Below are 24,347 nucleotides of genomic sequence, written 5' to 3'. Positions count from 1 at the left end.
TCTTTATTTCCTATAATTTTTCCACTCTTCCATTTTAGCCACAAACTCTGCCACCTCAGCTTCGTTCACTTGAGATTTCTGTTTGCGGTACATGTCTTTATAACAAAGCAATGCCTCTTCATACTTTCCTAAACAGGCCAGGGACTGAGAGCTAAAGTAATTAATATTGTACCAATCAGGCATATATTTTTCGTATTTCTCAAAATGAAAAAAAGATTTATTCGCCCACTCTTCAGCTAGTGGGATATTTCTCTCCTTTAAGAATTTAAGTGCTAACATCGAAGCACCGACGCAAGCACTATAATGACCATCTTCACTGGTTGCGATTGTCTCTATGCCAAGATCATATTGCTCTTGATGTAACTCAAAAAACCAATAGTATTCATTCCGGACTCCAAATTGAAAATGCCACGACCATTTTTTAAAGTCAGGGTCATTAATTAAAGTCTGAAAACCATTGTTTGCAATTTCTCGGCACCTCTTCGACTCTTCCTGAGTGAGTCCTAACTCAGCAGAATAGTCTCCATGCATAACCGAGTAGAGATAACGGGCCGTTAGACTTTCTGGAAATTCTTTCAAAAAATTAATGGACATCTCAACTGCTTTTTTAGCATTCCCCGAATTATAAACTTTCCTAATCTCACTAGCTAATGCCTTTTCTCTCTCTGAAACTTCGTCCATAATCAATCCACCTTCTTAAAATAGTAATCATAACGATCTTGACTCTTAAACTTCACCAGCTTTACTAACTTTCCCCAGCGCTCATGAGTTTCACTGCCAACAATAACGTACTTTGCTTTTAATTTTAGTGAGATGATTCTTGCGTTAGTAGGCGCATGTTGAGAAGAAATTCTGGCATACCCCAATCCGAAAATATAATTTTCAAACTCTTTTAAAAATTTCTTATAAATTCCTTTATCTTGATGAGCAGGTAAGATACCTGTATTTCTCATATAAAACGTTTCGAAATCTTCCATCTCACCTTGCATCCATCCGATGACTTTTCCTTTGTGAGTAATAAGGAATCTTTCAGAGTGAATTTTTCGATATTCCAGGTAACAAGGATCAAGCGCCTTATCTTCTTTTTTATTAGGTACAAACCCAACACCTGTAGGAGGAAAGACTTTTTTGAAAATCTTCGTCTGCTCTTTATAAAAAACATCTCTTTCAGCGACTTCAACTTTGTAGTCTTTGAACTTAATTGGAAAATGCTGATTTCGCTTTTGGTCAGCCAACTCAGAAACTGTGAGTTTTTTCTTTGACACTTTACGCCTCTGTTGATTAGTTTATTTGCTAAATTCTAATAGGAATCATGCAAATGAAAAGAGAAAAATTTAAGTTACACAAACGAGTCAATTTAAAGGCGCATTAACCGAACTTTATGCTATGATTTGCCCCTAATTCATCTTCGCCGAGGTAAAAATGAACGATTTACAGACAATTTCTTGGGACAACACAAACATCTACAAAGATTTCAACGACCCTCAAATTGAAAAAGACCTCGCTCTGGTTGTCGAAACAACGGCGATTTTCGAATCAAAAGAAGCACTTTTTAAAAACCTCATCAATCAACTGGAAAATAACGAGACCGCTGATCTTTATAAAAACTTAGAACTCACAATTGAGCTCTACCACCGCTACCTTGAAACAACGGTCATCTACTATCAGGTTATGGTCTACTCAATGACGGCCTTGTCGGTGAATACACAAAACAAAGAAGCAAAGAATCTCCAGGCAAGAGGACAAAAGCTTTGGACGAATTACCTAAAGGCCTTTAAGCCCATTTCAATTTGTGTTCAGCGCTCGCCTACTGATTTCTTAGCGCTCTTTCTTGATGATAAAAGAACAAAAGAGCTGCACTTCACTCTTGGAAGACAACGCGAGCAAAACGATCACCTCCTAAGCACAAACGAAGAAGTTCTTCTAACGGGTTTTGGGCTTGATGGTCTTTCTGCCTGGGGAAAACTCTATAACGAAATTTCTGGTGCACTTAAAGTGAACGTCGATGGTGAAACAATGGCGCTTTCAAGTGCCAACAACCTTTACTCTCACCCTGATAGAACAAAAAGAGAGAAAGCTTACCGTGCCATCAACGAAGGCTGGCGAGGACAAGAAATCAGCGCGTGCGCGATTTTAAACTCAATTAACGGCTGGAGAAATGAAAACTACAAAGTGAGATCAACTAAAAAGAAGCTACACTACCTTGATCAAACTTGTCATGCGGCCAATATCACGAGAACAACACTTGATACTTTAATGAATACGACTTTCGAAAAAAGATCATTTGGACAAGATGTTTTAAAAACGATGGCCCGCGATCTCAATGTAAAGCAACTTGGTCCTTGGGATTTAATGGCGCCATATCCGGCAAAAACGACGGCAAGTAAGATTAATTTTCCAAAGGCGATTGAAATTATCAAAGCTGCTTTTAGTGAAGTGAGCCCAGAGATGGCGGACTTTGCCCAAATGATGGCCGATAAGAAATGGATTGATTGTGCTCCTTCTGAAAACCGCGCTCAAGGCGCTTACTGTACTGGATACGCAAAAGTGAGAGAGACACGCGTTTTTATGACTTACGATGGAAGTATGAAAAACGTCATTACCCTGGCCCACGAAATCGGCCACGCTTATCACAACTGGGTTATGAAAGACTTACCAGTGAGTGAATGTTCATATCCTATGACATTGGCCGAAACGGCCTCTATTTTTGCTGAAACAGTTGTGCGCGATTACCTCTTAAAGACATCTGAATCAAAAGATGAATTAAAAGCGATTCTATGGCAGGAGATCCAATCTGTTCAAAGCCTGATGATCAACATTCCGGCGCGCTACGAATTTGAAAAGCGCTTTGTTGAAAAAAGGCTGGAGAAAAATGTCACTGTTGAAGAGACAAAAAACATCATGAGCGAAAGCCAGAAAATTTGGTATGGCGATACTTTGTCAGAGTACGATGAGATGTTCTGGGCAAGTAAGCTTCACTTCTCTATGTCAGAAAGAAGCTTCTATAACTACCCTTACCTTTTTGGATACCTCTTTAGCTTGGGGATTTACTCAAAAAGAGAAGCTCTTGGAAAAGACTTCCACTCTCGTTATGTAGAGCTTCTAAAAGATACAGGTCGAATGACAGCAGAAAACCTGGTAAAAAAACACTTTAACGAAGATATTTCAAAAAGTGATTTCTGGTTAAGGTCTATCGCGATTGCTGAGCAGTCGTTTGAGAAGTATAAATCACTCTAGGCCTTCGGCATGAGCTATATCACATTTCTCAAATCCTAAACTCTTAAGTTTCTTTCTCAAGGCGATCTTGGCATCAGGGTCACCGTGATTTAGGTAAATGTGAGTTGTTTTATCCAAATCACTAATCCACTCAATGAGTTCATCTTGATCAGCGTGAGATGAGAAGGCCTGAGATGAAATCACACTTCCCGACCAGCGAATCGTCTTTCCTTCTTCATTTTTTACTTCGCGCACGCCTTCACTCAGTTTTCTTCCGGCAGTATTAGCGGCCTGGTATCCTGGTAAAAATAAAACTGCGTTTTTATCATCCTGCCAATTTTCCAGGTAGCGCCAGATTCTTCCTCCGGTAATCATTCCGCTTGAAGAAATGATGACGATTGGACCTTTTTGTTTTTGGATGGAGTGCCACTCGCGGATGTTGTCGATCACTTCCACATCACCTAAGGCCTTCTGTAACTCATCGGCCATTTCGGTGAGTTCAGTGAACTGTTGGTAAATGCGGTTAGCTCCGCTCATCATTGGACCGTCGATCACAAAGCGCACTTTATTTTCAGGGTTTTCAAAATTGTATTGGTGAATCAGCGTGATTAAAAGCTGGGCGCGAGAGACGGCAAAGCTTGCAATGATCCCAACCTTTGATTCTCTTTTAACCAGTTTTAAAAAATCAGTCAGGTCTTTTTGCAGATCACCTTTTCTCAGTTTTCCACCATATGTTGACTCAAGCACTACCACATCGGCCTTCGGGCATGGTGGAGGCGGAGAATTGAGTGGATCGTCGTGTCTGCCGAGGTCTCCTGAAAAGACTACGCGTTTTTTGTCTTCATCTTCAAAAAGATACGAAACCGCTCCCAGAATATGTCCAGCCGGGAGCAGGCTTACTTTTAAATCGAGAAAAGAGAACGTTGATCCCATTTCTTTAACGACGAAAAAAGAAGTTGTCTTCACTACTTCTTCGACGCCGTAATAATTTTTTAATGGATGATTTTCTGTCTCTTCAATAATGTGAGCACTGTCGGCCATAATTAAGAGTGCAAGCTTCATCGTTGCACGCGTGCAGAAAATGCTACCTCTAAATCCCAGCTTCACTAAGTGTGGAATAGAACCCGAATGATCAAGATGGGCGTGAGTGAGAAAAATCGCTTTAATATCTCTTGGATCAAAAGGTAGTGGCTGGAGATTTTTTTGAACGCTTTCAAAACTTCCTTGGTGCATCCCACAGTCAATCAGGATTTTCCCAGCTGGGGTTTGAACTAAGGTCATTGAACCAGTGACTTCATCAGTAGCGCCGACAAAAGTAAGTTTCATAAAGTCTCCTATAATCCAAGCAGCGTATGGATATCTTTAATAACAGCGCTCACCTCTTCAGGTCTCATGCCGATTTTGAGCATCAGCTTATCTTCATTTAAAAGCTCTGAGCACAGGATAACTTTTCGACTTAGCAGTTCTTTGCAATGAACTTTTTTTAAACGCACGAGTGCGGTGATGGGATAGAGTTTATGTTTTTTAATGATATCTAAAAACGTCTCCCCTTCCGGAGCGTTCACTCCTAAAAGAAGAAGCCCCACACCTTCGGCATAAGCAATGGCATCTTTGGTAAAAACAGTGTTAGTGGCCAGGGCGTAACCACGCAGGTATTTCCCATCAGGTCCATTTTTTAAATCGTCCCATCTCGCCTTGACGTAAAGAGCGACCTTAATATCGTTTTTCTTTCCACCGTTATTGTGGAATTTGCATTCAGTGTAAATATTATAGTTGGGCTTTGAAGCAACGACATCAACTTCATGGCGGACGATTCCTCCTTGAAGAACAACACCGACACTCGTTTGATAGCCCTGGTTTTCAAAATATTTCCCGACAAAGTGTTCAAACTCATAACCAGTCGGTCCTAAGTTTAAAAGAGCACGCTTTAATGAGTAATGGGCCGCCGCTATTGGGGATTGTTGTTTAACCAGCTTAATTGCTTTTCGGTAGATGTCTTTTGACGTCGTCCCGTCAAGCACACTACTGGAAACCTTTTTAGAGATGCGCTGACAGTCTTTTTCTTTTAACCCTGAACGTCTCAGAGAGTTTCGAAGTTTTTTCTCAGAAAATTTTTCAATCTCTCCGCTTGATTTAATAATTCGAAATTTGGGTTTTGGTCTTAAATTTGTATGTTTCATCTTGCAGGAATTATAACAAAGATACTCTCCTTGTAAAACGATGAGGTCCGCTTACCGCGAGAAAATACCAGCGATTAAAACTATGATTCTTATCAGTAGGAGGTCATTATGGAATTTCGTGACAAAATAGTTTTAATTACAGGGGCCAATCGTGGAATAGGCAAAGCTTTAGTCGAAGCGTGTCTAAAAAAAGAAGTCAAAAAAATATACGCGTGCGCTAGAGACAGTAAATCTCTTTCTGTCTTTCAAGATGAAAGAATTGTCCCTCTGACACTTGATATTTCCAATCAAGATCAAAGGCTCGCTGCCGCTAAGGCCGCTTATGATGTGCAAATCTTGATCAATAATGCAGGAGTTCTTCATCCTGGTAGTTTATTTGGAGAGAGCTCCAATAATTTTAAAGAGGACATGGAGATAAATTATTTTGCCACCATTGAAATGATGAGGGCCTTTCTTCCTCTACTTAAAAAAAATAAAGAAGCACGCATGATCAATATCGCTTCAATTGCAAAGTTTACAAACTTTCCTTTTATTGCCGGTTACTCAGCTTCAAAGGCCGCCCTTTACTCTATTTCTCAGGCCGCAAGAATTGAACTAAGCCAATACAATATTCCCGTTCATATCGTTAACCCCGGGGCCATCGATACGGACATGAATAAGGGAAGCACAATGCAGATGACCGCGCCCGATGAAATGGCGATGAATCTCTTAAATGACGTCGAGGCCGAGATTGAAGACATCATTCCGGATAAAATTGGAAAAGGGATGTATGAAGTCTGGGAGCGCTCCCCAAGGGAACTCGAGGCCCTTTCACGACAGATCTTCTTTCAAAGTTAAACTAATTTTCAAGCGGTTATCCCCTTCGATAAGATAAATTTTAGCTTCGAAGGGGTTGCAACTCTAGCGCCTGCGTTATAAACAAACGCCCGGAGGTTCTATGAAAACATTAATCGCAACTTCTCTCCTTTTAACTGCAGTAAGCGCCTTTGGTTATGAGCGTCCGGAAGACGGGCCAATGACAGCTAAACAAGCTGACCAATTAAAGAGTGCTGTGACTGTGACAATCACAGATGTTAACGAAAGAGCATTATCTAAAAAAGCAAAAGCTAAGTATGAAGCAGTTCTCATGAATCCATTCACACGTTCAATCACGTGCGATATCGATTTAACGAGCACACTTAAAACTGAAGCAATCGATTCTAAAAAACACGTTGGCATCTATGCTCCTGCAAGATCTGGTCAGAAAGTGACTGGTGAAATTGAAATTAAGCATGGAAAAAAAGGTGAAGAAGACGGGCTTCAGTGGATCAATGCTAAAGGGACTGCTGTTACAACTTCGAATTGTAGATTTATTGATCAATAGTTATTTCACAAAATTCACAAAGCCGAGCTCCACACTCGGCTTTCATCCTAACAAATCCCTAACAAAATATTACATTACTGCAAATGAATTGCAGATCTGTCCATGAGGTCTATCATCTTATCTATCAAGGATGGTAATTTATGAAAAATATTTTCAATCTCTCTCTTCTATCTCTAACAGTACTTTTCTCAAACGCTGCGATCTCTCAAGATAAGATCGTTGGTGGTGTAGTTGTTGACCCTGCTCAAACTGAAACAAGATATATTGTTTCTATCGGTGGTGGATGTGCTGGTTCAATCATTAATGAAAAATGGATCCTTACAGCAGCTCACTGTAAGTCAATCTTCACTCGCCCAATCACAGGTGGAAACGTTGATCTAAACGCATCTGGAAGAATCAAGCTTGAAGTGAAGAAATCTTATATTCACCCAAAAAACAACGCTAGCAAGTATAGCTACGACTTCGCTCTTCTTGAGCTTAAAAACCCAATCGACTTCGAAGCAACTGGTCTAAGAAGCATTGGAATGGTTGATCCTGAGCTAGTTAAAACTGGGGCAATCGATGCTGGTGTAGTTTCTACAGTTCTAGGATGGGGAGCGACAAGAGAGAATGGAAGTGTTTCATACGTTCTAAGAATGGTTGATGTTCCAATCGTATCTAACGAAACAGCAAACGCTCCAACTTCATACAATGGTCAAGTTGATTCAACGATGATCGCAGCAGGTTTCCCTGAAGGACAAAAAGATTCTTGCCAAGGTGACTCTGGTGGACCACTAACAATCACAGGAACAGACGGACGTCCAGTTCTTGCTGGTGTAGTAAGCTGGGGAAGAGGATGTGCAAGAGCTAAGTACTACGGAATCTATGGAAACGTAGCTGTAGCTCACCCATGGATCATGGAAACAATCTCAGCTGCTAGATAATTTCTAAATTAATAAGTTAATGAAAGGGCCGAAGAGAAATCTTCGGCCTTTTTATTTTGAACAAGTGTAAGCAGTCACTCTCGCCATGGCCTCAGGAATTTCTTCTTCCTTTTTAATCCCAGAAAGTTCAGTTCCCTCGCATCTCGTGTTGTCGCAGAAGCCGAGTTCGAAATACTCCGAATAAACACAGATCACCGTCCCCTTCTCAAAGCCTTTGGCCTTAATTACATTAAAGGCCCTGATATCTCTTTTTAAACTTAGAGCACTATCGCTTGAGAGTTGATCCAGGATCGTCTCCCAGTATGTCTGAGAGAATCCTTCATATTGCTGAAAGTTTCGGTAGTAACGATTGGCAATTTGCAGGTTGGTGCTGGAGAAATCGCGCATGAATTTTTCCTGAACACTTTTTTCCATAACAGGAGTAGAAGAACATCCTACAGCTGAAAGTGCGAGAAGGGACAATAGAAGTGAACGCATATAAACCTACTTGCTGCAGTCTGCTTCTTTCCATTCACTGGTGCTGGCAGGCATTCTGATTTTGCCATTCAGGTCAGGGAATTCACGGTTAAAAGCAATACCAGTTGCTGATTCAATCTTTTTAAGTGGGATCATTCTCTCTGCGAGCATATCGCCGCTGTCTTCTTGATAATACATAAAAGCGATGGCCTTTTTCGGAGGCGTTTCATCGATAATAATTTTAAAGAAGGCCTCTGGAATTTCTAAGCCGCTAGGAAGTGTCGCTAGATGCTCTTTTAGAACTGGCCCAGTAATAACTATCACCTTCTCTTCACCACAGGCCCATTTCCTGACTTGCTCTTCAAGCCTCTTCCAGGCATCGCGGTTTAGTTTCGGTTTTTGAGGCGCCATATTCGACATAACAAAAGTTAAGTCGTTAGCTTCCTGACTCCAGGCAAAGTCTGCAGAAGGGGCCATATGACCTCTGTCGTAGCCTGTTTTGACGTACTCAGCACTGACAACAAAAGGAAGATTTTTTTGTTTTAAAAGTGGATCGGGAATAAACCTGTCTTCACGAGAGGCTTCTTTTGCTTTTAAATGCTCTGCTGTGAGTTCGTAGCTTACGAAATTTGCCAGGCGTCTTTTCACATTATACGAAATCTTAAAAAACTTATGATCAAGTACAATCGAATCGCGAAGCTCAGCAGGCCCTGATTTCTCAACAGGCTTAACAACTTTCGTTATTGGTTTTGAAGTCTCTACTGGTTGTTGCGTCGGTCTTGTCGCACAACCAGCAAGGAGTAAAAGAAAAAAGACGTTACGTAATTTCATAAAACTTATTCTGGTCTAAAAACAAAACTCAACATTAGGAACCATCCAATAACTGGACTCGCTCCTGCTCCCATAACTGGTGGTGGATAGTGACCAAACTCAGTGATAATAAAAGCAGCTGATAGGTAAACAATAAAAGCGATAGAAAGAGTTCTCACTGTTTCGATACGCTTAAGACTCATGTAAATAAAAGGGAAAAACAGCAGAAGTGAAATCCCCACCATTCCAATATAACCAAGAGGTCCTAAGCTCTCCATCAAGGTAAAGATGTCTTCAACATATTCAACCGGCTCAAGAAGATCGACTCTGTTCCACGCCAGTCCTGTTGTCACGATAGCAATCAACACAGCGGCTGCGCGGATCTTTGCACTCATTTTATTTCTAAAGAAAAGCACGAGCCCTGCCAAAACAAAACATGTTGTCTGACCAGCGTCTGGCTGGAAACCAAGAACTGTAGCGATAGCTGCAAAAAGAATCACACCGTGAAGGTATTTTTTTTCATGAAGCAATTGGTGCATACAAAAAAGAACAAGCGGAAGCACGATCATCGACACATTGATATTAAATGACCCTAGTACAATCCAACGGTGGACTTCACTTGGCCCTGGGAAAAAGAAACAAAGAAGCAGAAGTAAAAGCGACACAAACGATAACTGGAGAACCAGAGATGGTCTTCGGTCATTCCATCGCGAGGCCAGAAGATAAACTAAAGGGATACCTAAAACTGTCGCAATAGCATTTGGGTAGAACACTTCAGCGGGAATTCCCATTGAATAAACGGTGTACATCCCAAAAAGGACAGCTAGGATTGGGCCAATAAAAAAGAGAGATGATTGTAGTTGAGCTTTTTTCATAGTTTATCTTAGCTTATTTTTTGTCTCTCAAACAAGGAGAGAATCGGGCCTGTCATAAAAGTTTCCAAGGGGGCTTGATAAATTGTGCTGCGACAATAAACTCATTTGGCCCTGAGCTTCCAGACCAATATCAATGGTAATGGGATAAAAAATTATTAATTTCATCCCCCAATGATAGTGTTATCATAGGCCATATGAAAACTTTTTTTATTGATCTAAAGAACTTTCTAAAAGACACGGCCAATGACGAACGCATCCCAATGCGCGATAAAAAGGTCCTGCTGGCAATGGTGGCCTTGCTACTTTCACCTATCGATATTATCCCTGATTGGATTCCCATTTTTGGATTAATTGATGACGTGATTATTCTCGGACTCATCCTGGATTACTTCTTTAGTGTTTTAGATCAAAGTATCCTTCTGTCTCACTACCCATGGGGGATGAAGAGTTTTGCCCGTCTAAAAAGAGTGGCGAGATTTATGTCGTTTTTTGTTCCGGGAATTATCAAAGACAATTTGTGGAAATATACAAGGGACCCGTTTTAGGTCCCTTGTGATTTTATCTATTCGAAAGAAGCATTAACCAGGAAATCTACCTGATTCACCTTGCCACCATTCGGGCGCTGAATGTTGGAATAAATGACATCGATATCAGTCGGGACAAAGTAGAAAAGATTCGTTTTCAAACGCGCTCCCGCAAACATTGAATGAATCGTTTGTTCTTTATAAAGAGTTTTCTCCAAGATGATACGGTCTGCATAAAGCGACTCTCTTCCCAAAAGTAAGTGAGCTTCTTTAAAGAAAACCGGAACCAGTCCCCACCCTCTGTTGATGTACCAGAAATTGTAATCTAAATGTAGCCTGAAAGTGAAAATCTCGTTTCCGTAAGCATTGTTGTATGGAAGTCCATAAAACTCATGCCAACGAATAGTGTCGAGTGAATTTACTCCCCCACCGTAGATAACCCCTTGTCTAAAACCGTCTTTAAAAAGTTTTCCGTAAGAAAATTTTACTCCACCGACAAGTCTTTCATAAAAGCGGCCTTCTAGCTTCAAAAGAGATTGCACGCTGTAGTAATCATCCCCGATATCAGGTTGGTTATTTTCAAACTTCAATTGGAAAATAAGTTTTTGGAAAACATCGTCGAAAGTCTGAGCGTTGTAACTTAAAACATTACTTACCCCCACACTTTTAACTGTTCTATCAGAGATGAAGTCATCTGTTTTGGTCTGACCAAAAAAGAGTCCCGGAACCATCGTCCAGCGCTTCATCAAGATAGCGTAATGTGTTCCGACACTCCACTCTGTCGTCTGATCTACATTGGAGCTGAAATCTGTTTTTGAATACTCGTGGTTGAAATAAGCACTCAATGACCATAGGTCGCTCACAGGTGCAAGCTTGTGATTTAGAGTGAAATGCCCACCAACTTTACTTTCTTCTGGATAAGTTAGAACTGCGGCGTCTAAAATTGTTAAATCCATTGGGTCAGAAAAAGTTGTCATGGCCCCATAGCTTGAAAGATTTTCACTCGAACCAAAAGCGATAAACCAGTAATGAGGAATGAAGTGGTAAGCTTTCGGGAACGACTCCGCTTTCGCCTGATCCAACGTTAGTGGCACTTCTTCATTCTTAAAAGAAACCTGGATCATCTCGACATTTTGAGCTTTGCCGGCATTTCTTTTTAAATAGGCCATGCTCTCTTTCAAACTCATGTCTTTTGTTTTTAGGCGGTTTTCTAAAACCAGCACGCGTTCATCGCCGATTTCTGCTGAAGTCACACGATTAAGCAGGTCTTTACCCATTTCGCTGACTGAAACTTTTTTAAGGCCATCATTAAATTCAAAAAGTCTTAATGAATCCTGTTCTCTTAAAACAAAGAAATTTTCATTTTGAATTGGTAGATCAAAAAACGTTTTTGACTCGTAAACTTTATATAAACTCTCTAATGTCAGGTCACTTATATAAAGTGCTGTTCCCAATTCCTTGCGGTTTAATTTAACCAGGACCTTCTGCCCTACTTTCTTAAAAAAAGCTAAGTTTACATCTGCTCCGAAATAATGAAGGATATCACTATCCGTCACTGTCCCTTTTGCCATATCAACTTTTTGTCTTTCAATAATCCAGCGGTTGTTCACAAAGCTAGCCGTTAAAAAGCGGTTATTCCCCAGACCAATAACATAACTTGGGTCGTTTTTTAGAGGAAGAGTGTAATCGGCCTGCAAAGTTTCCGTATTCACCAGTTTCCAGACGGGGTTTGCACCTCTAAAATAAGGGTCTTCATTAAAAGCAACGATTAAAAATTTTCCGTTGTCGCTGATCTCATTGTCTACTTGTGGGACTGTCGTCATTCCTGAAATATCTGAGATGGGATACGAAAATTGAGCAACCAGCATATTTACATTTTCTTGCAGGTCATAGCTAACCAGTGCTTCACTTTGTCTATACTGCTCCACTTTAAAAAGTGTATTTCCGTCGAGGTAAATACCTTTTTGAAGGTCATCACTTCCAAAGGCATTGCTAATTTTATCACCCCATGCTTCATTTTCCGGCGTCTGTGGTGGTTGTGAATTAATCAAACGCTCGCGGAATTCTGCAAATGAATCTTCTGCATTTTGTCCCGTACAAATACTAAAGACGCGGTTGAGAAGAAAAGGAATTTTTGAAGAGTTCTCTTCCACCAGACACTTAATTGTCCCCGGTTTCTTTTCTTCCATATACTCCATAAAATGAGCGCCGGCCCAATAGGCCAGAGAGCCATTTGGATAAAGACCTGGCTCATCAAGGCAATCGATCGTCTTGCAATAATCAGCGCGCAGGAATTGAATTAACAATTCTTTTCTAAAAAGAGGATTGTTCAATCGACCATTTTTTGAAAGATGAGACTCGGCCCAGACCGCAATCCCCTCAGTAAACCATCTTGGTACGATCATCACTGGAAACTTCGCAATTGATCCGAAGATATTTCGGCCTAATTCTAAAAAGTCTCTCGTCTGATCAAGATGAGTGACGTGCACGTACTCGTGAAAGATAAGGCCCGTAAGCCAATCTTCCATGACAATAAGGTGTTCATTGTTGCTGGGTGGAAACTTATAAAGATTGATAATATCAGTCGGAAATGTGCGCGCATTCCCATTTGTCAGTCTTAAGTAAGGATCTACGTTGAAATGCACAATAGTTCTAGGGACATACTGAAAGTAGTTGATCGCTTTAATCAGGTCTGTCTTGATCACTCTTTCCGCTTTAAGCGCAACATCAAGATCTCTCTCATCAAAGTGAATCTCTGCTTGAAGAATTCCGTAATCTGATTGAACGCTGACATTGATGGTTTTTAAAGTGACACTTTTTGCAAATCCCATTGGAGAAATGAGGCAAACAAAAAGAATTAGCGCGAACATAGAAACGCGAATTCCGACCATTTTTTTCTTCCTTATATACAGTAAAGTTGGCATAATCATATCTGTCTTTAAGATTATTTGGAATATCTTTTGATTTTTTTAAACATTAAGGAGCTTTTTCATGAAATTCAGATCGGTACTTGTATTAACACTTTTGGCAGCATCTCTAACTCTTACATCGTGTGCGAGCAAAAAAACTAAACCTACTGACGGTGTAGATGGTACAGATACTTCTTCTCAAATCGACAATGGGAACAACTCTGGTGTAGCTCTAGAACTAAACGGTGACTCTGATTCAAACCGTGCTGGTGCTCTTAAGACTGTATACTTTGGATACAGCTCTTCAGCTATCGAAGGTTCTACTCGCGATACACTAAATGCAAACGCTGATTTCCTTAAAACAAACGCATCAGTTAGAGTTCAAGTTGAAGGTCACTGTGATGAGCGCGGAAGTGTTCAATTCAACCTTGCACTTGGAGAAAGAAGAGCAAAAGCAACAAGAGACTACCTAGTAGCTCAAGGTGTAGCTTCTTCAAGAATCAGCATCATCTCTCTTGGTAAAGAAAAACCAGTATCTTTCGGACACGATGAAGAGTCTTGGTCAAAAAACCGTAGAGCAAACTTCGTAGTAACTGAAAAGTAATTAAAAGATTTTGAAAAATAATTTAGCTCTCATTCTTATCGTTCTATTAGTTTCAGCGTGTGGTCTAGCTACCACACGCCCGAAACTTGAAATGTCCATGGCCCAGACCGCTTTCATGGCCGCCAAAGAAGCCCAAGCAGATGTCAAAGCTCCCGGTCTCTATAGAAAAGCCGAGTATTACTATCTAAAGGCCAAATCCTCATACAAACGCAAATACTTTAATAAAGCCCAACAATACGCTCTACTATCCAAAAAATATTCCGAACGTGCAGAATATGTTGCTATTAGGAAGAAGACGTTAGAAAATTTATAGGTAACCCTATTATTTATCTACACTCATTGGAAGAGGTATTGATTCATGAAACGTTCTCAAATTCTCATTTGTGCATTTCTAGTTATTTTTGTTTCAGCTTGTAAAACGCAAGAAGACATTCGTCGTGAAAGAACTGTTGAAACGTTAAACGAAGAAGTTCAACAAACAAAGAAAGCTGCAGCTTCAGGAAATACTCGTTTTCAATCAATCGAAGAGCAAGTTTCAAGACTTCAAGGCCAACTTGAAGAAGCTAACCACGCTCGTTCACAATCAATTAAAGACAACCAGGCCCTTAACGATCGCATCAATGTTCTAGAGAAATCAAACAAAGAACAAGTTGAATACTTAAAAGCTTTAACTGAAAAAGTTAACAATCAAAGCGGATACATCGAAGAAGTTCTTGAGAAATTAAAGGCGCTTGCAGAAAAGCCGGTTGAAAAGACGTCTTCAAAAAAAAAAGCGGTAAATCCAGATAGCGTAGAAATGGAAGACGAAGATCTTCCGGCCACTTTTGATAATGGAATGAAAAAATTCCGTGCAAAAGAATACGACTCGGCAAAAGAAATCTTCAAAGAAGTTTCTGAAAACAAAAAGGCCAGCAAGAAAAACCGCGAAGGGGCCACACTGTACTTAGGAATGACTGAGTACAGACAGAAAAACTATGAAGGTGCAAAAGTGTACTTCTCAAAAGTTTTCAGCGACAACCCAGACTCAAGCTACGCTCCTCAGGCGCTTTTAAACTTGGGGAAAACGTTTACTCAGCTTAAATCAAAAGACGAGGCCAGCATGACATTTGACGAGCTGATCTCACGTTTCCCAAAAAGCAAAGAAGCACAGGAAGCTCAGAAGCTAAAAAAATAATTTTCACTGAGACCAAACATGAAAAAATACCTTTTGCTCTCTCTTCTCGCCCTCACCTCTTGTTCTTACTTTATCGAAACAGTCGATAAGAACTCGGTGGTGAAGGCGCCAGTAGAAAAGAAAGTCTCTATTGTTTTCTCTCACAACATTAGCGGCGAAACTCATCCATGTGGCTGCCGAAACTTCCCACTTGGAGGTCTGCCACAGGTTGCCGGGCTTTTTGCTGATATTTCAAAAGACAGTGAGCTTATCTATGTTGATACGGGAGATACGTTTTTCCCTTCATCTGTTGTTCCAGTAACGATGAAAGACTCTCTTACCTTTGCTGGAGAAAACCTGGCCCTTGGTTTAGAGCAAGTAGGCCTTAAGTACTATCTTCCCGGAGACCAGGACTTTGCGATGGGTCTGACGTTTCTTCAGGGAATTGCCAACACAAGAAAATTTGAATTCTTAATTGCCAACCTAAGAGATGAAAACTTAATCAAACACAAAAAGTTTGCTGTTATCGAAAGAAACAAATCAAAAATCTTTTTAGTGGGATTAGTTGATCCTGAAGTTTTTAACGGCCCTCATGCTGATTATTTTATGAAACCAGCAGACGCCCTTCCTGGAATTATGGAAGAGCTTAAAAAGGCCGGATATGAAAAAAATAATGACTACCACCGTTTAGTTATTCTTTCTCACGCTGGTATTGACCCGGATAAAGAATTAGCTAAGGCCTACCCTTTTGTGGACTGGATTATAGGTGCTCACTCTCAAAGCTTCCTTCGTTACTCTGTGGATGAAGGAAACGTTAAAATCGTTCAGACTCTTTCAAAAAACCACTACATTGGCGATATCAAGATCGATGTAAACTCAAAAAAGCAAACTGACACTTACGAGCTTCACGAAATCCGCGATGAACTAGAAAGAAAACTCACTCCAAATCCAATGCGTTCATTTATCGATGACCACAAAACAAAAATGAATGACCTGCAGATTAAAGAGCAGGCCAAGATGGGAATGAGTGAAATTTTAAATGCTGAAATCCACAAAGATGTGAAGAAGTTTAAAACTGCGGCCAGCTGTATTGAATGCCATAAACCTCAGACTGATTTCTGGCAAAAGACTCCGCATTCAATCGCCTACACAACTTTAATCAACGCCAAAGAGCCAAACAACCTTTCATGTATTGGTTGTCACTCGCTAGGCCTCAATGATCCTAAGGGATACACTACTCAGAAAAACATGGTGACGTTTAAAGGCAAGCCATTAAAAGCATACTGGGACGAAGTTCAGAAGATGGGGGCCCATGTTGAAACGGTTAGAAAGCTTCCTCCAGAAGAGATCAAAAAAGTTTCTGTGAAGTGGTTTGCTCTGGATAAAAAAGCAGGTGTAAAAAATAACTTCGCTAATGTTCAGTGTTTAAATTGTCACATGCAAGACGACGCTCACCCGGTTCGCACTGAACCAAAACTGGCTTCGAGCGATCGCGAGTTCAATATCAAAAATAAATGTCTTGGTTGCCACACCCCAGATCAATCACCTGAATGGTATGAAAGTGGAATTAAAGTAAACGCGAAATTCGAAGAAAGTTATAAGAAAGTCAGCTGCCCTAGGATGTAAATCCTAGGGTACGTTTTTAAGCCTGTATCCCACTCCAGATTCATTCTCGATAATTTCCCCTGCTCCCGCCTGGGCCTGATCAAGTTTCTTTCTAATCTGGCCAAAATACACTCTTAGGTAATGATTATGCTCAACAGAGTTGGGTCCCCAGATCTCTTTTAAGATCATGCGGTGAGGAACGAGTTTTTCTCCGTTTTTTAAAAGAAGTTTTAACAGGTCGTACTCAGTCGATGTGAGTTTTAACTCATGGCCATCGTATGAAACCTTATGAGTCGCCTGATTTAAAGAAAGTTTTCCAAAACCAAGAACAGGTTCGGTCTCTTCTGTCTTTGAATGGCGAAGGGCCACGCGGATTCTCGCCATGAGTTCCGGTAAACTAAAAGGCTTTGTCAGGTAGTCATCTGCGCCGTTATCAAGGGCCTGAACTTTATCTTCATCGGCATCTCTAACCGTAAGAAAAATCACCGGCACACTCGACCACTCACGGAGTTTCTTTAAAACCTCAATCCCATTCATATCCGGGAGCCCGTGATCGAGAATCACCAATCCAGGGCGGGCCTCAATCACCTTTTGCAAAGCTTCGTTTCCATTGTGTGCTTCCACCACTTCAAACTGATTGGCCTCAAGAGAAACCTTGAGGAACTTGCGGATAGATGTCTCGTCATCGACGACTAGGATTTTGGTGTTCATATTTCTTGATTCACTAAACTTTTAGGCACCTGTTTTTTTGGCAGCTTGATCTTGTAACAAGCGCCACTATAAGTATCACTCAATTCAATGCTTCCGTCATGGAGTTCGATAATACTTTTTACGATCGCGAGCCCCAGGCCAAGACCTCCGGCCTTGGAGTTTGGAAGCCTGAAGAATTTTTCAAAGACCTGCTCTTTGTAGTCTTTATGAATTCCTGGGCCATTGTCATAAAAATAGATTTCAAAATGGTCTTTGGCCGCTTTGTCATTAACGACGAAAGTCATCTGCGCCTCTGCTCCGGCATAACGAACAGAGTTTGACACAAGATTCGCAAATGAGTGCAGAAGTAACGTAAAGTCCGCTTCAATCAGACCATTTAAATTTCCTTCACTTTTTAGCTTCACTTCGCCCAGGTCATTTTGCGCCTGAGATTTTAATTCATGAAAGAAGTCTTCAAAGGTAAACCATTCTTTTTTTAAGGCCAGGTCTTCTCTTTCCAAGCGGCTTAAATCCAGAAGGTTTTCAACCACGCGGTTTAAACGTTTAGCAGACGAAACGATTTCAGAAGTTAAGATGTCTCTGGTTTCTGCATTTTCACCGACTACTTTTTCTTTTAAGGCAGACGCCGAACCAATCAGTGCCGTCAGAGGTGTTCTCATCTCATGAGAAACCGAGTTTAAAAGAGTCTGGTGAAGTTTTTTAGAAGCTTCTGCCAGTCTTAATTCGTGAACTTGTTTTCCATAGATCACTCTTTCTAAGGCAAGTGAAGCTTGTTTCATCAGCGTATCAATTAAAACTTCCTGATCAATACTTAAGAGTTTCTTCTTATCGCTTGGGTAAAAAAGAACTGTCCCTAGAACGCTGTTTTCTCCCGACAGCGGCATACTGATACAATCAGCGGCCGAAAGTGTATCTGTCGACCAGCCGGCCTTTTTATTATGGTGATATGACCATAGGGCCACTGAATAATCTTTTTCATTTAATAAGATATTATTCACCAGGACTTTTTCTTTGAGGTCACTCACTAAGATTTTAATCCCTGATCCAAAATGGTCTTCCAGTGTTCCTTTTAAGAAGGAAATGATTTTCTTCTCATCGCCCTGACCTGAAAGCTCTTTGGTGAATTCATAAAGAGAGCGAGTCTGCTTTTCTCTTCTCTCCAGGATTTCTTCCTGCTTTTTAATTTTTGAAGTGAGCATTCCTCCAACGAGAGCTGCGATAAAATACGAGACAACCATCAGGATGTCTTCTTTGGCCTGGATGTTAAAAGTAAACTGCGGTGGAATGAAAAAAAAGTTCCAGATAAAAGCACTTAAGAACGCACAGTAAATCAGTGGTCCTCTGGTTAAAAATGTTGAGAAAAAAAGCATCGCTACTAAAAAGAGCGATCCCATCGAACGGTATCCCATAAAAGGAGAAATTCCGTAGCCGACAACTGAAAGACCCAACATCATCCAGCTTGCTCCATAGTAGCTATAAAGCGAAGAGGTAAATTTGGGAAGGTGTTTTAAGATTTTAGAAGAAAGACCAGTGTAAACTGGAAGTCTTTCTGACCTGATAACGTGAATGTCCACTTCACTCTTTGAATTGACTAAACGATCAAGCAGGTTTCCGCGCTGGAAAAGATCTTTAAATAATCTCTTATCTGGACGCCCTAAAAGAATTTGAGTGATGTGTTTATCATGACAAGTTCTTCTAATGGCATTGAGGATATCCGTGTCCATACTGGTGATAAGTTCACCACCAAGATCCTGAACCATATCAATATTCGTTCTCAATTGTTTTTGATCGGCTTCTGTTAAAGTCTCCCCTGTTTGAACATAGAGAGCAAACCATGGGCAATCAATAAGCGAAGCCATTCTTCTGGTGGCACGAATCAGTCTCTCTGAATGCGGGCTGTGGCTGATACCCACCAACAATTTTTCATTGGTTTTCCATGGGCCACTTAACCCCTTTAAAACCATTTGGTCTTGTAACTCGTGGTCTACTTTCTGAGCAATGTATCTTAAGGCCAGCTCGCGAAGAGCTATCAAATGCTCTATCTTAAAAAAATTCTCTGCCGCTCTTTCTGCTCTATCTCCAAGATAGACTTTTCCTTCTTTTAAACGAAGAAGCAGTTCATCGGGAGAAAGATCGACAATTTCAACTTGATCAGCGAGATCAAAAAAGAAATCAGGAACAGTTTCTCTGACGTTGACACCAGTAATCTTTAAAACCGAGTCCTTGATACTTTCAATGTGCTGGATATTAACTGTCGTATAAACATCGATGCCGTGATTTAAAATCTCTTCGATGTCCTGGTAGCGCTTCTTATGTCTCATCGAAGCGATGTTGGTATGGGCAAGCTCATCGACTAAAACCAGGTCAGGTTTTAGTCGTAGGACTTCTTCTAAATCCATCTCTTCTACGGTTGTATTTTTATGATCGATTTTTAAACGGGGGATTTTTTGAATGTGGTTGGTGATCACTTCCGTTTCAATGCGCCCGTGGGTTTCCACGATTCCTATAAAAACTTTATCGCCGCGGTTAACTCTTTCAATCCCGGTTTTTAACATGGCGTAGGTTTTCCCCACGCCGGGGCACATCCCTAGAAAGATTCTAAGTTTTCCTCTGACGGTCGATGTCTCTAAGCGGTTAATCGCTTTTAAGAGCATCTCGGGATTCGGGCGCTCACCATTATCGTTCATCGATGATGTTCTCCAATTTCATGTTCAACAATAGCACATTTACTCTCTCTTCTCCTAGGAGTCCAAACTGTCTTTCTTCAACCGCATCCTTCACCATTTGATTAAGAGCGTCTTCATCAATACCGCGGGACTTGGCAATTCTTGGAACCTGTAGATAAGCGGCCTTAGGTGTGATGTGTGGGTCAAGCCCACTTCCTGAAGTGGTAAGAAGATCGAAGTCCAACCCTAGGGCCTTGCGTTCGGCCACGGCCTTTTGATGGTCTTTGTTGATAAGTGCGTAGTTAGAACCAGTAGACGCTGCCCCGTTATAACCTGCGGCCGAGGGTCTCGCCCAGAAGAACTTATCTTGAGTAAATTCCTGAGCGATCAAGGCTGAGCCAACTTTCTTGTGGTCAACACTCAAGAAGCTCCCGTTGGCCTTATCATAAAAAAAGGTTTGAGCAATTCCCATAACCACTGCGGGATAAATTCCACCGAGGATAACAGTCATAACTGCAAAACATAAAATTGATTGTCTTATTAATTTCATACATCCCTCTTAAAAAGCGCTAATCAGCATATCAATAAGCTTGATACCGATAAATGGAGTGATGAGACCACCAACTCCATAAATTAAAATATTTCTTTGTAGTAAAGCTTTGGCTCCCACTGAGCGGTAAGCGACTCCTCTTAGAGCAAGAGGAATCAACGCCACGATAACCAGGGCATTAAAAATAACAGCACTTAAAATGGCCGACTCGGGAGTCGAGAGTCTCATCACATTCAAAATAGAAAGTGGCCCATCATTGTGGTGAACAGCATAAAGACCAGCAAAAAGCGCTGGGATAATAGCGAAGTACTTGGCCACATCATTAGCAATACTAAAAGTTGTTAAACTTCCTCTGGTCATTAGGATTTGTTTTCCAGTCTCCACGATCTCAATGAGCTTCGTTGGGTTACTGTCGAGGTCAATCATATTTCCAGCTTCGCGTGCTGCTTGAGTTCCTGTGTTCATTGCGACACCAACATCTGCTTGAGCAAGAGCAGGAGCATCGTTTGTTCCGTCTCCTGTCATCGCAACCAGGTGACCTTTTTCCTGCTCTTCTCTAATGCGTTTTAATTTCATCTCAGGTGTTGCCTGGGCCATGAAATCATCCACGCCTGCTTCAGCGGCAATAGAAGCTGCCGTTAAAGGGTTATCGCCTGTGATCATGATGGTTTTAATTCCCATACGACGAAGCTCAGCGAATCTTTCGCGGATGCCATTTTTCACCACGTCTTTAAGATAGACGACACCGAAGACGTGTTCATTTTCACAAACAACTAATGGTGTTCCCCCTGCGCGAGCGATATTTTCACTGGCGCGAACGATGGCCTCAGGCATTTGCCCACCAAGAGAGATCACGAATTTTTCAATGGCATCAACAGCTCCTTTTCGGATTTGTGTTTTTCCGCCGTTCATATCGATCCCACTCATTCTGGTTTGAGCAGTAAAAGGAACAAAGACTCTGTCTTCAGCAAGGCTTAAAGATTCAAGCTCGCTGTATTTATTTTTAGCAAACTCAATAATCGATTTTCCTTCCGGAGTGTCATCACTCATTGAAGCCAAGTAAGAAAGTCGGTACATTTCTTTTTCACCGATATTAGGAGCCGCGATCAACTCACTGGCCATACGGTTTCCGTAAGTGATCGTTCCTGTTTTATCAAGAAGAAGAATGTCGATATCTCCGGCCGCTTCTACGGCACGCCCACTAAGAGCGATAACATTCTTTTGAATTAAGCGGTCCATCCCTGAAATCCCAATCGCACTTAATAACCCACCAATCGTTGTTGGGATTAGACAAATAAGAAGCGAGACTAAAACCGGAATAGAAACCGATTCTCCTGCATAATCAGCAAAGAACTTTAAAGTCACAACGGCCGCGAGGAAAACCAGAGTCAGCGCTGTCAATAAAAGTGAAAGGGCAATCTCATTAGGTGTCTTTTGTCTGCTTGCTCCCTCGACAAGAGAAATCATCCGATCTAAAAAACCTTCTCCCGGGTCAACTGAGATTTTAACTACGATGCGGTCACTGAGAACTCTTGTCCCGCCAGTCACTGCACTTCTGTCTCCACCACTTTCGCGCACAACTGGAGCAGACTCACCAGTAATTGCTGACTCATCAACAGAGGCTAAACCTTCGATGATTTCACCGTCGGCCGGAATAATGTCGTTTGCCTCACAAACAACCAGGTCACCTTTTCTTAGTTCAGTGGCATTGATTTTTGTTTCCACTTTATTTTTGAGAAGTCTTGCCACTGCATGGGTTCTCGACTTTCTTAGCGACTCTGCTTGCGCCTTCCCTTTTCCTTCGGCAATAGCTTCAGAGAAATTGGCAAATAAGACGGTGAACCACAGCCAGATGGCAATCTGAAATTCAAACCAGTTAAAACCGTGAGCGATGAGAGTGAACGTTGTGATCAGGGCACCTAATCCAGTAATAAAGATAACCGGATTTTTTATCAGGGTTTTAGGGTTCATCTTTTTAAAAGAGTCCCCTATTGCCTGCATATAAATTTCTTTTGTTAAGATTTTTTGTTTCATATAAGTCTCGTATTAAAAAGTTTTCTCTTGGATAAACATGATCTGCTCAATAATCGGTCCTAAACTTAAGGCCGGGAAAAATGTCAGTGCACCAACAATGACAATGACTCCGACTAATAAGAAGACGAATAAAAAGTTATCTGTTTTAAAAGTCCCCACTGACTCAGGCATAATTTTTTTCTGCGAGATGTTTCCTGCTAAGGCCATGACCGGAAAGATCACGGCAAAACGTCCAATCAACATTGAAATCCCCAATAGTGTATTGAGAATGGGAGTGTTGGCCGAAAGACCAGCAAAAGCACTGCCGTTATTTCCTGCTGTTGATGTAAAGGCATAGAAAATTTCACTAAAGCCGTGAGAGCCTTTATGCATTAAGCTCGACATGATTGAAGGAGTTAACAAACTAAAAGCTGTCCCAAATAAAATGACAAAACTTGGAGCAAGAACTCCCATAATCGCCATTTTGATATCAAAAGCTTCAATTTTTTTACCAAGGTATTCAGGAGTTCTCCCGACCATCAGTCCTGCGATAAAGACAGTTAAGATGACATATAAGAGCATTCCATAAAGACCACTTCCCGCTCCTCCGAATATGATTTCTCCAAAGAGCATATTGAGCATGGCCATTCCACCGGCCATAGGAGTCAGTGACGAGTGCATAGCATTGACTGAACCGTTACTTGCGGCCGTTGTGAATGTTGACCACAAAACAGAGTTCGTTACACCAAAACGCACTTCCTTTCCTTCCATGGCATAGTGATGGGCTGTCAGAGCATTGCTTTGGTATTCAGACCAAAGAGAAATCGTTAAGCCTAAAACTAAAACAATAAGCATCGCTGAAAAAAGGATTCGTCCTTCGCGCGGTTTTCCCAACATATAACCAAACGTCATTGTCAAAGCTGCCGGGATAATAAGAATGGCCAGCAGCTGCAGGAAGTTTGAAAAAGGAGTTGGGTTTTCATAAGGGTGGGCGCTGTTAGTATTAAAAAAACCACCACCATTTGTTCCCAATTGTTTGATAGCAATTTGTGAAGCGACTGGACCTTGAGCAATCACCTGCTCTTTTCCTTCTAATGTTTTAACAGCGACTGGTGCGCTTAAATTATCAATGACTCCTTGAGAGGCCAGAAGCACAGACCAAAGTAAAGATAGTGGTAGAAGGACATAAATAACTGAGCGGTTTAAATCCACCCAGAAGTTCCCCAGTTTTTTTGATTGATTGTTTTTAAAAGCACGAATGATCACCAGCATGACCGAAATACCAGTTGCCGCTGAAAGAAAGTTCTGACCAGTTAAGGCCACCATCTGTGAGAAGTGACTCATCGTCGCTTCACCCGCATAAGACTGCCAGTTGGTGTTCGTCATGAAACTCACCGCTGTATTAAAAGCGAGATCCCAACTTAAGTTTGGAAGATGGGCCGGGTTAAGAGGTAACCCTCCTTGAAAAAGGAGAACAAAAAAGACAAAAAGAAAACCGACAAAGTTAAAAGCTAAAACTGCTTTTAAATACTGTGACCAGGTCATCTCCTCTTTTTCATCAACACCAATAATAAGATAAAGAAGTTTTTCAAAAGGTCTGGCAATCTTACCTAAAAGCGTCGATTGACCAGAAAGCGACTTATGAAAAAAGGCCCCCAATATCGGTGTAAAAAGGATGAGGAAAAAAAGTGCAATGATGACTTGTAACAAATCATAACCATTCATGGGAACTCCTAAAATTTATCCGGAAAAATTAAGCAATAAATAAGATAGATAAATGTGAGGCCCG

At 41.1% G+C, this 24,347-nt stretch carries 22 protein-coding genes; 9 read left to right on the top strand and 13 right to left on the bottom strand.

The features are described from left to right. Window positions 1–3: 3 nt before the first annotated feature. Together AC6JA8_RS04405 and AC6JA8_RS04400 are read right to left on the bottom strand one after the other, a co-directional pair. On the bottom strand, window positions 4–681 hold the full coding sequence (locus AC6JA8_RS04405) for a hypothetical protein (RefSeq protein ID WP_497975935.1): 678 nt from the start codon (window positions 679–681) through the stop codon (window positions 4–6). 2 nt (window positions 682–683) lie between these two features. Further along, entirely contained in the window at window positions 684–1,265 is a 582-nt protein-coding gene (locus tag AC6JA8_RS04400; protein ID WP_497975934.1) for a GNAT family N-acetyltransferase, read from the bottom strand. Between the two features lie 157 nt (window positions 1,266–1,422). Between AC6JA8_RS04400 and AC6JA8_RS04395 the strand changes: the two genes are divergently transcribed. Then, window positions 1,423–3,237 carry a M3 family oligoendopeptidase gene (locus tag AC6JA8_RS04395; RefSeq protein WP_497975933.1) on the top strand — a complete coding sequence of 605 codons (1,815 nt, stop codon included), beginning with the start codon at window positions 1,423–1,425 and terminating at the stop codon, window positions 3,235–3,237. Here AC6JA8_RS04395 and AC6JA8_RS04390 read toward each other — a convergent pair. Continuing rightward, the gene (locus AC6JA8_RS04390) at window positions 3,229–4,542 is read right to left on the bottom strand and encodes an MBL fold metallo-hydrolase (protein ID WP_497975932.1); all 1,314 of its coding nucleotides are present in this window, start codon (window positions 4,540–4,542) and stop codon (window positions 3,229–3,231) included. The two genes, AC6JA8_RS04395 and AC6JA8_RS04390, sit on opposite strands and share 9 nt — an antisense overlap. Window positions 4,543–4,550: 8 nt before the next feature. Next, window positions 4,551–5,396: a restriction endonuclease gene (locus tag AC6JA8_RS04385; RefSeq protein WP_497975931.1), complete on the bottom strand. Its 846-nt coding sequence runs from the start codon at window positions 5,394–5,396 to the stop codon at window positions 4,551–4,553. 108 nt (window positions 5,397–5,504) lie between these two features. Here AC6JA8_RS04385 and AC6JA8_RS04380 point away from each other — a divergent pair, with 108 nt between their 5' ends. The 3 genes from AC6JA8_RS04380 (at window position 5,505) to AC6JA8_RS04370 (ending at window position 7,682) form a co-directional block, all read left to right on the top strand. Further along, window positions 5,505–6,233 carry an SDR family oxidoreductase gene (locus tag AC6JA8_RS04380; protein WP_497975930.1) on the top strand — a complete coding sequence of 243 codons (729 nt, stop codon included), beginning with the start codon at window positions 5,505–5,507 and terminating at the stop codon, window positions 6,231–6,233. 100 nt (window positions 6,234–6,333) lie between these two features. Beyond that, window positions 6,334–6,759 carry a hypothetical protein gene (locus AC6JA8_RS04375; RefSeq protein ID WP_497975929.1) on the top strand — a complete coding sequence of 142 codons (426 nt, stop codon included), beginning with the start codon at window positions 6,334–6,336 and terminating at the stop codon, window positions 6,757–6,759. Window positions 6,760–6,899: 140 nt separating this feature from the next. Then, window positions 6,900–7,682, top strand: coding sequence for a S1 family peptidase (locus AC6JA8_RS04370; protein WP_497975928.1), 783 nt, complete (start codon window positions 6,900–6,902; stop codon window positions 7,680–7,682). A 51-nt stretch (window positions 7,683–7,733) separates the two neighbouring features. On the opposite strand, the gene AC6JA8_RS04365 is transcribed toward AC6JA8_RS04370, so the two are convergent. From AC6JA8_RS04365 to AC6JA8_RS04355, 3 genes are read right to left on the bottom strand one after another with little or no spacing between them, the layout of a single operon-like run. Then, the gene (locus tag AC6JA8_RS04365; protein ID WP_497975927.1) at window positions 7,734–8,159 is read right to left on the bottom strand and encodes a hypothetical protein; all 426 of its coding nucleotides are present in this window, start codon (window positions 8,157–8,159) and stop codon (window positions 7,734–7,736) included. 6 nt (window positions 8,160–8,165) lie between these two features. Next, window positions 8,166–8,969 carry a DNA/RNA non-specific endonuclease gene (locus tag AC6JA8_RS04360; RefSeq protein ID WP_497975926.1) on the bottom strand — a complete coding sequence of 268 codons (804 nt, stop codon included), beginning with the start codon at window positions 8,967–8,969 and terminating at the stop codon, window positions 8,166–8,168. Between the two features lie 5 nt (window positions 8,970–8,974). Then, window positions 8,975–9,823: a hypothetical protein gene (locus AC6JA8_RS04355; protein WP_497975925.1), complete on the bottom strand. Its 849-nt coding sequence runs from the start codon at window positions 9,821–9,823 to the stop codon at window positions 8,975–8,977. Window positions 9,824–10,017: 194 nt separating this feature from the next. On the opposite strand from AC6JA8_RS04355, the gene AC6JA8_RS04350 reads away from it, so the two are divergent. Next, window positions 10,018–10,368 carry a DUF1232 domain-containing protein gene (locus tag AC6JA8_RS04350; protein WP_102242597.1) on the top strand — a complete coding sequence of 117 codons (351 nt, stop codon included), beginning with the start codon at window positions 10,018–10,020 and terminating at the stop codon, window positions 10,366–10,368. Between the two features lie 17 nt (window positions 10,369–10,385). On the opposite strand, the gene AC6JA8_RS04345 is transcribed toward AC6JA8_RS04350, so the two are convergent. Then, window positions 10,386–13,238 carry a hypothetical protein gene (locus AC6JA8_RS04345; protein WP_497975924.1) on the bottom strand — a complete coding sequence of 951 codons (2,853 nt, stop codon included), beginning with the start codon at window positions 13,236–13,238 and terminating at the stop codon, window positions 10,386–10,388. Window positions 13,239–13,338: 100 nt separating this feature from the next. Between AC6JA8_RS04345 and pal the strand changes: the two genes are divergently transcribed. The 4 genes from pal to AC6JA8_RS04325 are packed head-to-tail and all read left to right on the top strand — an operon-like array spanning window position 13,339 to window position 16,639. Next, window positions 13,339–13,860: a peptidoglycan-associated lipoprotein Pal gene (gene pal / locus AC6JA8_RS04340; RefSeq protein ID WP_133566706.1), complete on the top strand. Its 522-nt coding sequence runs from the start codon at window positions 13,339–13,341 to the stop codon at window positions 13,858–13,860. 10 nt (window positions 13,861–13,870) lie between these two features. Beyond that, window positions 13,871–14,173 (top strand): DUF4398 domain-containing protein, encoded by a 303-nt coding sequence (locus tag AC6JA8_RS04335; protein ID WP_497975923.1) that lies wholly within the window; start codon window positions 13,871–13,873, stop codon window positions 14,171–14,173. Between the two features lie 45 nt (window positions 14,174–14,218). Further along, the gene (locus AC6JA8_RS04330; protein ID WP_497975922.1) at window positions 14,219–15,034 is read left to right on the top strand and encodes a tetratricopeptide repeat protein; all 816 of its coding nucleotides are present in this window, start codon (window positions 14,219–14,221) and stop codon (window positions 15,032–15,034) included. An 18-nt stretch (window positions 15,035–15,052) separates the two neighbouring features. Beyond that, window positions 15,053–16,639, top strand: coding sequence for a multiheme c-type cytochrome (locus AC6JA8_RS04325; protein WP_497975921.1), 1,587 nt, complete (start codon window positions 15,053–15,055; stop codon window positions 16,637–16,639). A 3-nt stretch (window positions 16,640–16,642) separates the two neighbouring features. Here the strand turns inward: AC6JA8_RS04325 and AC6JA8_RS04320 are convergent, their stop codons facing one another. The 5 genes from AC6JA8_RS04320 to kdpA are packed head-to-tail and all read right to left on the bottom strand — an operon-like array spanning window position 16,643 to window position 24,283. After that, the gene (locus tag AC6JA8_RS04320; RefSeq protein ID WP_497975920.1) at window positions 16,643–17,329 is read right to left on the bottom strand and encodes a response regulator; all 687 of its coding nucleotides are present in this window, start codon (window positions 17,327–17,329) and stop codon (window positions 16,643–16,645) included. Next, window positions 17,326–20,016: an ATP-binding protein gene (locus tag AC6JA8_RS04315; protein ID WP_497975919.1), complete on the bottom strand. Its 2,691-nt coding sequence runs from the start codon at window positions 20,014–20,016 to the stop codon at window positions 17,326–17,328. Before AC6JA8_RS04315 ends, AC6JA8_RS04320 begins: the two co-directional genes overlap by 4 nt. Further along, window positions 20,006–20,545, bottom strand: coding sequence for a potassium-transporting ATPase subunit KdpC (kdpC, locus tag AC6JA8_RS04310; RefSeq protein ID WP_497975918.1), 540 nt, complete (start codon window positions 20,543–20,545; stop codon window positions 20,006–20,008). The genes AC6JA8_RS04315 and kdpC overlap by 11 nt, the downstream gene beginning before the upstream one ends. Window positions 20,546–20,554: 9 nt before the next feature. Beyond that, on the bottom strand, window positions 20,555–22,579 hold the full coding sequence (gene kdpB, locus AC6JA8_RS04305) for a potassium-transporting ATPase subunit KdpB (RefSeq protein WP_497975917.1): 2,025 nt from the start codon (window positions 22,577–22,579) through the stop codon (window positions 20,555–20,557). Between the two features lie 12 nt (window positions 22,580–22,591). Next, a complete protein-coding gene (kdpA, locus tag AC6JA8_RS04300) occupies window positions 22,592–24,283 on the bottom strand; it encodes a potassium-transporting ATPase subunit KdpA (RefSeq protein WP_497975916.1) in 1,692 nt (563 codons plus the stop codon). Window positions 24,284–24,347 lie beyond the last annotated feature (64 nt).

Source organism: Bacteriovorax sp. HI3 (genome assembly GCF_059738875.1).
This window is presented reverse-complemented; position numbering and strand designations above follow the sequence as displayed.

Excerpts from the sequence above, each read along its gene's own strand:
- AC6JA8_RS04330 (WP_497975922.1), top strand. The coding sequence starts at position 14,219 with ATGAAACGTTCTCAAATTCTCATTTGTGCATTTCTAGTTATTTTTGTT.
- kdpB (WP_497975917.1), bottom strand. The coding sequence starts at position 22,579 with ATGAAACAAAAAATCTTAACAAAAGAAATTTATATGCAGGCAATAGGG.
- AC6JA8_RS04365 (WP_497975927.1), bottom strand. The coding sequence starts at position 8,159 with ATGCGTTCACTTCTATTGTCCCTTCTCGCACTTTCAGCTGTAGGATGT.
- AC6JA8_RS04390 (WP_497975932.1), bottom strand. The coding sequence starts at position 4,542 with ATGAAACTTACTTTTGTCGGCGCTACTGATGAAGTCACTGGTTCAATG.
- AC6JA8_RS04345 (WP_497975924.1), bottom strand. The coding sequence starts at position 13,238 with ATGGTCGGAATTCGCGTTTCTATGTTCGCGCTAATTCTTTTTGTTTGC.
- AC6JA8_RS04385 (WP_497975931.1), bottom strand. The coding sequence starts at position 5,396 with ATGAAACATACAAATTTAAGACCAAAACCCAAATTTCGAATTATTAAA.
- pal (WP_133566706.1), top strand. The coding sequence starts at position 13,339 with ATGAAATTCAGATCGGTACTTGTATTAACACTTTTGGCAGCATCTCTA.
- AC6JA8_RS04360 (WP_497975926.1), bottom strand. The coding sequence starts at position 8,969 with ATGAAATTACGTAACGTCTTTTTTCTTTTACTCCTTGCTGGTTGTGCG.
- AC6JA8_RS04370 (WP_497975928.1), top strand. The coding sequence starts at position 6,900 with ATGAAAAATATTTTCAATCTCTCTCTTCTATCTCTAACAGTACTTTTC.
- AC6JA8_RS04375 (WP_497975929.1), top strand. The coding sequence starts at position 6,334 with ATGAAAACATTAATCGCAACTTCTCTCCTTTTAACTGCAGTAAGCGCC.
- AC6JA8_RS04350 (WP_102242597.1), top strand. The coding sequence starts at position 10,018 with ATGAAAACTTTTTTTATTGATCTAAAGAACTTTCTAAAAGACACGGCC.
- AC6JA8_RS04355 (WP_497975925.1), bottom strand. The coding sequence starts at position 9,823 with ATGAAAAAAGCTCAACTACAATCATCTCTCTTTTTTATTGGCCCAATC.
- AC6JA8_RS04405 (WP_497975935.1), bottom strand. The coding sequence starts at position 681 with ATGGACGAAGTTTCAGAGAGAGAAAAGGCATTAGCTAGTGAGATTAGG.
- kdpA (WP_497975916.1), bottom strand. The coding sequence starts at position 24,283 with ATGAATGGTTATGATTTGTTACAAGTCATCATTGCACTTTTTTTCCTC.
- AC6JA8_RS04325 (WP_497975921.1), top strand. The coding sequence starts at position 15,053 with ATGAAAAAATACCTTTTGCTCTCTCTTCTCGCCCTCACCTCTTGTTCT.
- AC6JA8_RS04395 (WP_497975933.1), top strand. The coding sequence starts at position 1,423 with ATGAACGATTTACAGACAATTTCTTGGGACAACACAAACATCTACAAA.
- AC6JA8_RS04315 (WP_497975919.1), bottom strand. The coding sequence starts at position 20,016 with ATGAACGATAATGGTGAGCGCCCGAATCCCGAGATGCTCTTAAAAGCG.
- AC6JA8_RS04380 (WP_497975930.1), top strand. The coding sequence starts at position 5,505 with ATGGAATTTCGTGACAAAATAGTTTTAATTACAGGGGCCAATCGTGGA.
- kdpC (WP_497975918.1), bottom strand. The coding sequence starts at position 20,545 with ATGAAATTAATAAGACAATCAATTTTATGTTTTGCAGTTATGACTGTT.
- AC6JA8_RS04320 (WP_497975920.1), bottom strand. The coding sequence starts at position 17,329 with ATGAACACCAAAATCCTAGTCGTCGATGACGAGACATCTATCCGCAAG.